Source organism: Azospirillum sp. UFLA03-27 (assembly GCF_059803775.1).
The window spans coordinates 1-9,337 of record NZ_JAUQTX010000255.1 but is presented as its reverse complement, the minus strand read 5'-3'; the positions used below and the strand labels follow the sequence as shown (position 1 = coordinate 9,337).

General features: G+C 69.2%; 8 protein-coding genes. 3 read left to right on the top strand and 5 right to left on the bottom strand.

Going from position 1 to position 9,337, the window contains the following annotated elements:
- The first annotated feature begins 93 nt into the window (after nucleotides 1-93).
- Complete coding sequence (locus Q4I23_RS26930) at nucleotides 94-627, top strand: CreA family protein (protein ID WP_498528234.1); 534 nt, start codon at nucleotides 94-96, stop codon at nucleotides 625-627.
- A 307-nt stretch (nucleotides 628-934) separates the two neighbouring features.
- Here Q4I23_RS26930 and Q4I23_RS26925 read toward each other — a convergent pair whose 3' ends face one another.
- Complete coding sequence (locus Q4I23_RS26925) at nucleotides 935-1,996, bottom strand: AbrB family transcriptional regulator (RefSeq protein WP_454019242.1); 1,062 nt, start codon at nucleotides 1,994-1,996, stop codon at nucleotides 935-937.
- A gap of 19 nt (nucleotides 1,997-2,015) precedes the next feature.
- The gene (locus Q4I23_RS26920) at nucleotides 2,016-2,966 is read right to left on the bottom strand and encodes a M14 family metallopeptidase (RefSeq protein ID WP_454019243.1); all 951 of its coding nucleotides are present in this window, start codon (nucleotides 2,964-2,966) and stop codon (nucleotides 2,016-2,018) included.
- A gap of 256 nt (nucleotides 2,967-3,222) precedes the next feature.
- Between Q4I23_RS26920 and Q4I23_RS26915 the strand changes: the two genes are divergently transcribed.
- Complete coding sequence (locus tag Q4I23_RS26915; RefSeq protein ID WP_454019244.1) at nucleotides 3,223-4,089, top strand: N-formylglutamate amidohydrolase; 867 nt, start codon at nucleotides 3,223-3,225, stop codon at nucleotides 4,087-4,089.
- Nucleotides 4,090-4,119: 30 nt separating this feature from the next.
- Here the strand turns inward: Q4I23_RS26915 and Q4I23_RS26910 are convergent, their stop codons facing one another.
- From Q4I23_RS26910 to Q4I23_RS26900, 3 genes are all read right to left on the bottom strand, one after another.
- Nucleotides 4,120-4,974 (bottom strand): NAD kinase, encoded by an 855-nt coding sequence (locus Q4I23_RS26910; protein ID WP_237903023.1) that lies wholly within the window; start codon nucleotides 4,972-4,974, stop codon nucleotides 4,120-4,122.
- A 243-nt stretch (nucleotides 4,975-5,217) separates the two neighbouring features.
- Nucleotides 5,218-6,243, bottom strand: a complete 1,026-nt coding sequence (moaA, locus tag Q4I23_RS26905) for a GTP 3',8-cyclase MoaA (protein ID WP_498528233.1) — start codon at nucleotides 6,241-6,243, stop codon at nucleotides 5,218-5,220.
- 196 nt (nucleotides 6,244-6,439) lie between these two features.
- The gene (locus Q4I23_RS26900) at nucleotides 6,440-8,509 is read right to left on the bottom strand and encodes a 4Fe-4S binding protein (protein ID WP_498528232.1); all 2,070 of its coding nucleotides are present in this window, start codon (nucleotides 8,507-8,509) and stop codon (nucleotides 6,440-6,442) included.
- Nucleotides 8,510-8,667: 158 nt separating this feature from the next.
- Between Q4I23_RS26900 and Q4I23_RS26895 the strand changes: the two genes are divergently transcribed.
- Nucleotides 8,668-9,231: a GNAT family N-acetyltransferase gene (locus Q4I23_RS26895; protein ID WP_454019247.1), complete on the top strand. Its 564-nt coding sequence runs from the start codon at nucleotides 8,668-8,670 to the stop codon at nucleotides 9,229-9,231.
- Nucleotides 9,232-9,337: the final 106 nt, after the last annotated feature.

Sequence of the window (9,337 nt, the reverse complement as noted above, 5' to 3'; positions counted from 1 at the left end):
GTTATAGTCTCGTGGGCTCGGAGATGTGTATAAGAGACAGTTCCAGGACCGCGCCCACGCGGCCCCGCTTCGCGATGACCGGAGTTCCACGAGATGCGCAGCCCGTTCCCTTCGATAAACATCCGCCGCGGCCTGATGGTCCTGGCGCTATCCGTGCTGCCACCGATGGCCGCCTCCACCGCTGCTTTGGCCGAGGACCTCGTCGTCGGGCGCTTCTCCAACGACTGGACCGGCAACGGGCTTCAGGTGCAGGCGGTCGAGGACCCGAAGGTGAAGGGCATCACCTGCCATCTGGTGGATTTCGACCGCAGCGTGCTCGACCGGCTGACCAAGGGGAACTGGTTCGAGGACCCGTCCAACGCCTCCATCGCCTGCCGGCGCACCGGGCCGCTGGTGATCGGCGACATCGAACTGTCGCAGAAGGGCGAGGAGGTTTTCTCCGAGCGCAAGAGCCTGGTCTTCAAGTCCATCGCCATCCGCCGCATCTACGACCGGGTGAACGACACGCTGATCTACGTCGTCTACAGCCGGCAGGTGAAGGACGCCTCGGCGAAGATGTCCATCTCCAGCGTGCCGCTGATCGATACGAATCCTCAGTGGGAAAAGGGTAAGCCTGCCGTGAAATGATCGGATGGCTTGCAATCGGGCGGGCGCGGCGCCATCATCAGGCTTGGGAGGCAGGGGCTCCTATCCCCCGCCTCCCGGCTCGATCACTGCCGGTTCAGAAGATCAAGGATTGCCTTGACGATCTGGAGCAGCAGGATCAGGAGACCGAGGATTTCCTTCATCCTCCGAGCCTCCTTGTTGAGCGGCGGGGTGGTGGCCACCCACCACCCGTCCGCGCCTCCACCTCGCACGGGGTGCGGGACGGGCGCAACGGAAACTCCACGCATGCGTGTGCGACGGATTGGCCGGCCGAACCCGAGGCGTTTCGTCAGGTCTTGCCGCGGCGGGATCGCCACTTGCGCCACAGCAGATAGAAGCCGGGCGCCAGCGTCACGATCAGGATGATGCGCACCATGTGGTGGGTGGCGACCAGCGCCACGTCGATGTTCAGCGCCAGCGCGACCAGCGTCATCTCGGCCAGCCCGCCCGGTGCGAAGGCGAGGATCAGCGCGGCGAGTCCCAGCCCCGTCGCCTCGTCCACCATCCAGGCCGCCGCCGTGGTGACCAGCAGCATCAACCCGGTGAGACCCAGCGCGGTCAGCCCGTCGCGCCCGATGCGGCGAATGTTCAGCCCGGTGAAGCGGCAACCCAGCGACGCGCCGATCACCACCTGGGCGGCGGCGACCAGCACGCCCGGCGGCTTGCCCTCGGTCAGGCCGGCGAGGTGGATCGCGGCGGACAGCAACATCGGCCCGACGATCTGGGCGGCGGGGATGCGCAGCAGCTTCGCCAGGGGATAGCCCAGCGCGCAGGCGGACAGCAGCGCCACGTCCAGCGGGGCGAGCGACAGCAGAGGCGGGCCGAGCGCGCCGCGCCGCGCCGGGTCGTACAGGCCCAGCGCCTGGAAGGCGAAGGGGATGACCAGCACCACCAGCATCACCCGCAGCGCGTGGGACAGCGCCATGGTCCGGCTGTCGCCACCCATCTGCGTGCCGACCATCACCATCTCGTTCAGCCCGCCGGGGGTGGCGGTGAAGAAGGATGTGGGCGGGTCCAGCCGGGCCGCGCGGCGCAGGTACTGCACGCCCAGCGTGGTCGCCAGCACGAGATAGACGGCCAGCGCGCTCAGCGAAAGGCTCCATTCGCCGAGCCGCCCCAGGATGTCCGGGGTGAAGCCGCTGCCCAGCATCACGCCGAGGATCATGATCATGGCGTTGCGCAGCGGCTTCGGCACATGCAGCGCGACACCGGCCATGGCGGCGACCGTGGTGGCGGTCATGGCGCCGATCATCCAGGCCAGCGGCAGATGGAAATAGCTGAACAGCGCGCCCCCCGCCGTCCCCAGCGCGAGGGCGAGCGCGAAGGGCCGGAGCCCCGGTCCGATGGTCATGCCGCTCGTTGTGTCCGGTTCAAGGAACGATCCGCCCCAGCCGGACGGCGGTCTGTCCGGATTTGGGTCGCCGCGCCGGCATGATCAGCACGCAGTCGTCGTAAGGCGTCACGATCGGACGGTTGCCGTCATGGCCCAGGACCGTTCCGGCGCGGGGAATGATCTCCATGCCCACATAGGGCTGGTCGAAGAAGAACTCGTCGGTTTCCGCGGTCACCGCCTCGGTCACCTCGACGGTGCGCAGCGGATCGGGGTGGCGGCGGATGTGGCGATCGGCCAGCGACGGGTCGATCATCTCCTGGGCGAGCAGGAAGCGCATGGCGCTTTCCAGGGCGACCAGCGCCGTCTCATTCCGCCAGTGCTGGCCGCATTCGACCAGGATGGCGGTGCGCCGCCCATCCGCTTCGGCGAAATCCGCGTAGTCGATCACGCGCCGCCCCGCCGCGTGCCCCTCGTCCGCGACGATCCAGGCCGGGTGGCCGAGCCGGCGGGCCAACGCGCGGGCGCGGTCCGTCCGTCCGCACAGCGTCAGGGGCGGGGTGTCCGCCGTCATGGAATGCAGATCGAGGATGACGTCCGCGGCGTCGAACACCGGGCGGAGTTGCCGGGCGCGGCGCAGTTCCGCGCTGTCGCGCGGTCCGTCCAGAACCTCCGGCGACCAGACGCGGTTCATGTCCTCGTCCACGAAGCGGGAGGCATAGGGGCGCTCGGCATCGAAGCTCTGATAAGCGGCGGTGTTGGCGAAGACCAGAGTCAGCCGCCCGCGGGTGGGCCGCAAGCCCATCCGGAACAGCCGGTCCATCGCCACCGCGCCGCTGATCTCGTTGCCGTGGATCAGCGAGACAATGACGGCGTGTTGGCCGGGGCGTCCGGACTCCAGCGTCGTGACATGGTCGATGCCGGTGTTTCCACGACGGTAGGGGCCGATGTCCGGCGGCGTCAATTCGATCGGTGGCAGGGATTCGGTCAAGCGGATCTCGCCTTTGCGGGTCTGGCCGGTGCCGGGCGCTTTCGCTGAATGGTCAGTATGGCGGAGAGTCCGGCGCTGCGCCAGCCCCGCCATTTCCCTGGCCGATCATGTCCTTTGCCTTACCGGTGTATGACGGTTTTTGGTCGACGGGCACCCGGCCATCGTCTATACCCGAATCCATCCGCCGCAGCGCCCTGCTATGCCATCCGGGCAGGTGCCGTGGTCGGTCGGCGCAGTTGGTACACCGGGGTCAGCCATGAGTTTCGTGATCGAGGACGTGCTCGTCCGCAACGATCCGATCGTCCCGCGCCTGCCGGTGTTCTTCGATTCACCGCACAGCGGCACCGTCTACCCGCGCGACTTCGCCTTCGTCTGCCCGCTGTCCACCCTGCGGCAGGCCGAGGACACCCATGTGGACGAGCTGTTCGCCCACGCGCCGGAGCACGGCGCGACGCTGCTCTGCGCCCTCTTTCCGCGCACCTACATCGATGCGAACCGGGCCATCGACGACATCGACCCGGCGCTTCTCGACGGGCGCTGGCCCGAGCCGCTGCGCCCGACCGAGAAGAGCGCCGCCGGCATGGGGCTGATCCGTACCCTGTGCCGTCCGGGAATGCCGCTCTACGACGGGCGGCTGTCGGTGGCCGAGGTGGCCGAGCGCATCGACCGCTACTACCGGCCCTATCATTTCCAGGTCGCCAGCGTGATGGACGATCTGGCCGACCGGTTCGGCGCCGTCTGGCACATCGACTGCCATTCCATGCCCTCCGCGGTCGGGCCGGGGGCGGCGCACAAGCTGGGCATGGATTTCGTGCTGGGCGACCGCGACGGCACCACCTGCGAACCGGGCTTTACCGTCTTGGTCGAGCAGGTGCTGACCGGGCTTGGCTACACGGTCACGCGGAACCATCCCTTCAAGGGGGTCGAGCTGGTGTCCCGCCATTCCAACCCGGCGCGGGGCCGCCATTCCCTCCAGCTCGAAATCAACCGCCGGCTCTACATGAACGAGGAAACGCTGGAGCGGAACGAGGGCTTCGCCCGGCTCCAGGCCGACCTGACCACCTTGACCCGGCGCATCTGCGCCCATGCGCAGGCCAGCACCGCGCGCCGCGCCGCCGAGTAACGGCCGGGCCAAAGAGGCGGGGCAGGGGCGTTACGGCGAGAACTGCTCCTTGAGGATCCGCTCCTCGAAATTCAGCTCCGGATCGAACAGCAGGGTCAGCGCGACGTCGCGTGCTTCTTCCACATCGACGCGGATGACCTCGCGCACTTCGGTCGAATCGGCCACGGCGCTGACCGGGCGCTTGACCTCTTCCAGGATGTCCACGGTGATCTTGGAGCTGTGCGGCAGCAGCGCGCCGCGCCAGCGCCGCGGCCGGAAGGAGCTGATGGGAGTCAGCGCCAGCACCCCGGCGCCCAGCGGGATGATCGGGCCGTGGGCCGACAGGTTGTAGGCGGTGCTGCCGGCGGGGGTGGCGACCAGCACGCCGTCGCAGATCAGCTCCGGCAGGCGGACGACGCCGTCCACGGTGATGCGCAGCTTCGAGGCCTGCCGCGTCTCGCGCAGCATCGATACCTCGTTGATGCCCAGCGCTTCGATCTGCTCGCCGTTGCAGCGGGTGGCCTTCATGCGCAGGGGGTGCAGCGTGACGCTCTGGGCGCTGGCCAGCCGCTCGGCCAACTCGTCCTCGCGGAAGACGTTCAGCAGGAAGCCGACCGATCCCCGGTTCATGCCGTAGACCGGCGGCGGGTTCTGCCCGTCGCGCTTCAGCGCGCGGTGCAGCGTCTCCAGCAGGAAGCCGTCGCCGCCCAGCGCCACGATGACGTCGGCGTCCTCCAGCGGCGCGTTGCCGTAGCGGTGGACCAGACGGGTACGCGCCCGCATCGCCTCTTCCGTGTTCGCCGCGCAGAAGGCGATGCGAAGATCGGCGGGCTTGCGGGCCGAGGAATCGGGCGCCAGCGGGTCCAGGGTCGGATCGGCGGGCAGCTTTGCGGCGGTTTCGGTCATGTCCAGAGGACCATAGCGCAGAGTGCCCGGTTGCAGAAGGCCGCTTCGGTCGAAGGGTGGCGCGGTTGCACTTCACATCCCTCTCCCGCCCCGGGAGAGGGAGGGGACCCGTGCGAAGCACGGGAAGGGTGAGGGTACCGCCAGGAAGAAAGCCCTGTTTCTCGCACGACCCTCACCCGCCCGCTTCGCGGGCACCCTCTCCCGGGGCGGGAGAGGGATTGGAGGCAGCGCCGGAGTGGCCCATCATCCGCCTGTCACACTCATGTGGCGGGGCACCGCCGGGCCTTGGTGGCGGCGGTCGATGATGAAGTCGTGGCCCTTGGGCTTGCGGGCGATGGCGTCGCGCACCGCCTGGACCAGCAGCCCGTCGTCGTCGCTGAGGCGCAGCGGGGTGCGCAGGTCGACGGCGTCCTCCTGGCCCAGGCACATGTAGAGGGTACCGGTGCAGGTCAGCCGCACGCGGTTGCAGCTTTCGCAGAAATTGTGGGTCAGGGGCGTGATGAAGCCGATGCGCCCGCCGGTCTCGGCCACCCGCACATAGCGGGCCGGGCCGCCGGTGCGGTAGTCGATCTCCTCCAGCGTCCAGCGCTTGGCCAGCTCCGCCCGCACGAGGCTGAGCGGCAGATACTGGTCGAGCCGCGCCTCGTCGCCGATCTCGCCCATCGGCATGACCTCGATGAAGGTCAGGTCGAAGCCCTGCTCGCCGCACCAGCCGACCAGCCGGTGGAACTCGTCGTCGTTCACGCCCTTCAGCGCGACCGTGTTGATCTTGACCTGGAGCCCCGCCTCCTTGGCGGCCTGGAGCCCGCCGAGCACCTTGTCCAACCGGCCCCAGCGGGTGATCGCCTGGAACTTATGGGGGTCGAGCGTGTCCAGCGACACGTTGATCCGGCGCACCCCGGCCTCTACCAGATCGCCGGCATACTTGAACAGCATGGTGCCGTTGGTGGTCAGGGTCAGCTCGTCCAGATCGCCGGCCTTCACATGGCGGCCCAGGCTGTGGATCAGTTCATGGATGCCCTTGCGGACCAGCGGCTCGCCGCCGGTCAGGCGCAGCTTGCGGGTGCCCAGCTTGACGAAGGCGGAGCAGACGCGGTCGATCTCCTCCAACGTCAGCACCTCCGCCTTGGGCAGGAAGCTCATGTCCTCCGCCATGCAGTAGACGCAGCGGAGGTCGCAGCGGTCGGTGACGGACACGCGCAGATAGCTGACGGTCCGCCCGAAAGGATCGACGAGCGGGGCGGCGGCGGTCGGCGGAACGGTCGTCATCGTCAGGCTTCTCCCCAAGGGGGTCCGTATCGTGCAGTCCGGGCGGCGATTATGACCCCGAACCCGATCCTGATATATAGGTCCGAGTTACGGATTTTTCGCCACCTGGAATTTCAGGCGCAGGAGACCACGAAGCGCCGAGCCGGGACTTGACGGGAATCAAATCCCGGCACCGCGCGCCTTCCAGCGACCGCGCTCAGTGGACGCTGCCGCCGTCCGGACCGCCGTCCTTGCCGTTTTGGGCCAGCTCCCGCTCGCGCAGATAGTCCTCGGTGGTGCGGGGCGCGCGTGGGGCGCCCAGCGCGAAGGGCGAGTCGCCCCGCTCGAACTGGTCCACGACGCGACAGTCGCCACACATGCGCATGCGGTCGGCGGCCTCCGGCGTGGCGAACATGGCGTGCCGTCCGGCCAGCACCGCGACGATCTTGTCGATCGAGGACTTGGTGGCGAAGGGTTTGCCGCACTTGACGCAGCAGAAGGGCTCCTCCTCCTTCAGTACCTTGGCGCCGCGGGCGCTGTCGCGGAAATCGATCTCCGGAACCAGTGCGATGACCTTCTCCGGACAGGTGGTCTTGCACAGGCCGCACTGCACGCAGGCGTCCTGCGAGAAGGACAGCATCGGCTTGTCGGCGTTGTCGAGCAGCGCCCCGGTCGGGCAGGCGCCGACGCAGGACAGGCAGAGCGTGCAGCCCTCCGTCATCACCTGCACCCGCCCGAAGGGGGCGCCCGGCGGCAGCGGCAGGACCTCGATCGGTTCCGGAGCGACCTTGTGCAGGTGGCGCAGCGCCAGCATGGTCACGGTGCGCTTGCCGCCCATCGGCAGGAAGGTGCCGGGGGCGGGAGCGCCCTCGCGCGGCAGGCTCCACAGCTCTGCGGCCACCGCGTCGGGGTCCTGCGCGTCGATGATCGACACCCGGCCCGAGCCGTAGCCCAGGCCCGCCATGGCGGTTTCAGCCAAGCCGATCTGGCTGGCCAGCCCGGCCGTCTCGCCGGCGTTGCCCGGCCCGACCAGAACGCGCACCTGCGCGGCACCATAGGCCAGCGCCGCCGCGAACACGTCGAAGCCGAGCTGCGTCACCTCGTTCACCGCGAAGGGCAGCACGCGGGCCGGCAGGCCGCGCCCGTAGCGCGCGATCAGCGAGATCATCTCGTCGCCGTGGCGCGGATCGTGGACGAGCAGCACCGGCTCCGTGCCGCCGGCCTTGGCGTAGGAGGAGAGCAGCGTGCGCAGCCGCTCGTAGACCGCCTGGAGCGGCGGCAGGGCGTAGGTGCTGGCCCCCGTCGGGCAGACCGAGGCGCAGGAGCCGCAGCCGGCGCAGATGTGCGGGTCGATCGCCACATGGTCGCCGTTCGGCGTGATGGCGCCGGTCGGGCAGACCTCCAGGCAGCGGGTGCAGCCGGTCTTGCGGCTGCGCGAATGGGCGCAGAGGTCTGCCTTGAAGTCGATGTAGCGCGGCTTCTCGAACTCGCCGACCAGATCGGCGGCCTCGAACACCGCCTTGGCGACGGCTGCCGGGCTGTCGGGGTCGGGGCGCAGGTAGCCGTCGCGCTTGCCGTGCGCCGGGAACAGCGGCGCGCCGCCGGTCAGGTCCACGATGACGTCGCAGCGCGAGGCGGCGCCGTGCCGCGGCGTCTCGAAGCCGAGGACAGCGCGCGAGGCCGGGATGGCCGGGGCGTAGTCGTCGACCACGATCTCGAAGTTGCCGAGCCAGCCCTTGGCGGCGCGGATGGTGCCCTTGAAGACCGGCACGTCCATGACGCGCGGCGGGGCGACGTCCTTCGGGGACTTCAGCAGAACGGTGACGTCCAGGCTGCCGGACAGCTGCCGGGCCACCTCGATGGCGCGCTCGTCGATGCCGTAGACCAGCGCGGTGCCTTCCGAGGCCAGGGTGATCGTGCCGGTCGGCGTGATGTCCATGGCCGCCTCAGCCAGCAGCGCGGCGATCTTCGGTCCCGCCAGGGCACCCTCGTCCGACCAGCCGGCGCGCTCACGGATGTTGGTGAAGGCCAAGGAGGCGTCCGGATTGTCCTGGGCCGCGATTTCCGCGAACAGCGGGGCCTCCTGGGTGCAGGCGACGAGCAGCGGAGCGCCCTCCGCCATGCGCGCCTCGAACCGGTCGAGCTGGGTGCGGCAGAGCTGTGTGGCGACGGACAAATCGCCCTCGGCCCCCGCCGCGGCCCCGCAGGCCCTGGCCAACGCCTTGCCGTCGAGCGCCATGCTGTGGGCGCAATCGCAGACGAGCACCGTCCGGCCGTTGATCTTCATCGCTTCCAACCCCTTGCCCTGAAAAGACCTGCCCTAAAGCCCTGTTGCACACAGCGCGTTCCAGTTCTGTACATATCGGCTGGGTGGCACGGTTGCGACAGCAAAATGCGTGCGGCAGGATGGTCGTCCACCCCTTCACCCGTCGGACTCGTCCCGCCATGACCAGCATCCCCACCGTCCGCGACGCCCGCATCGAGGATGTCCCCGCGTTCCAGCGAATCTACGAGCACCATGTCCTTCATGGCGTCGGCACCTTCGAGGAGGAGCCGCCCGACGTAGTGGAGCTGGAAGGGCGCTTCCGCGCCATCACCGGCGCCGGCCTGCCCTGGCTGGTCGCCGAGCGCGACGGCGTGGTCCTGGGGTACGCCTATGGCAGCGCCTACCACGTCCGTTCCGCCTACCGCTTCACCATCCAGGACTCCGTCTACATCGCCGAGGAGGCGCGCGGCCAGGGCCTCGGCCGTCTGCTGCTCCAGGCGCTGATCGACCGTTGCGTGGAGCAGGGCTACCGCCAGATGGTGGCGCTGGTCGGCGGGTCGGAGAACGCCGGGTCCGTCGGGCTGCACGCCGCGTTGGGCTTCCGCACCTGCGGCGTGGTCGAGGCCGTGGGGCTGAAGTTTGGGCGCTGGCTGGACGTAGTGATGATGCAGAAGGACCTGGGGGCGGGGCGGTCGGACATTCCGCAAGGCGCGGGGCCGAGCCAGCCGGTGGCGGTGCGTTAAAGCGGATGGCAATCCGCTTTGGACCGCGGCGGCGGTCCCGGTCGCACATGCGACCGGAGCCCGCCTCTCGCGGGAACAGAGTTCCCGCTGGCGGCAGGCGGATGCC

Coding starts and splice junctions, on each gene's coding strand:
- Q4I23_RS26910 (WP_237903023.1), bottom strand. CDS start 4,974: ATGACCGAAACCGCCGCAAAGCTGCCCGCCGATCCGACCCTGGACCCG.
- Q4I23_RS26895 (WP_454019247.1), top strand. CDS start 8,668: ATGACCAGCATCCCCACCGTCCGCGACGCCCGCATCGAGGATGTCCCC.
- Q4I23_RS26900 (WP_498528232.1), bottom strand. CDS start 8,509: ATGAAGATCAACGGCCGGACGGTGCTCGTCTGCGATTGCGCCCACAGC.
- Q4I23_RS26915 (WP_454019244.1), top strand. CDS start 3,223: ATGAGTTTCGTGATCGAGGACGTGCTCGTCCGCAACGATCCGATCGTC.
- Q4I23_RS26925 (WP_454019242.1), bottom strand. CDS start 1,996: ATGACCATCGGACCGGGGCTCCGGCCCTTCGCGCTCGCCCTCGCGCTG.
- moaA (WP_498528233.1), bottom strand. CDS start 6,243: ATGACGACCGTTCCGCCGACCGCCGCCGCCCCGCTCGTCGATCCTTTC.
- Q4I23_RS26930 (WP_498528234.1), top strand. CDS start 94: ATGCGCAGCCCGTTCCCTTCGATAAACATCCGCCGCGGCCTGATGGTC.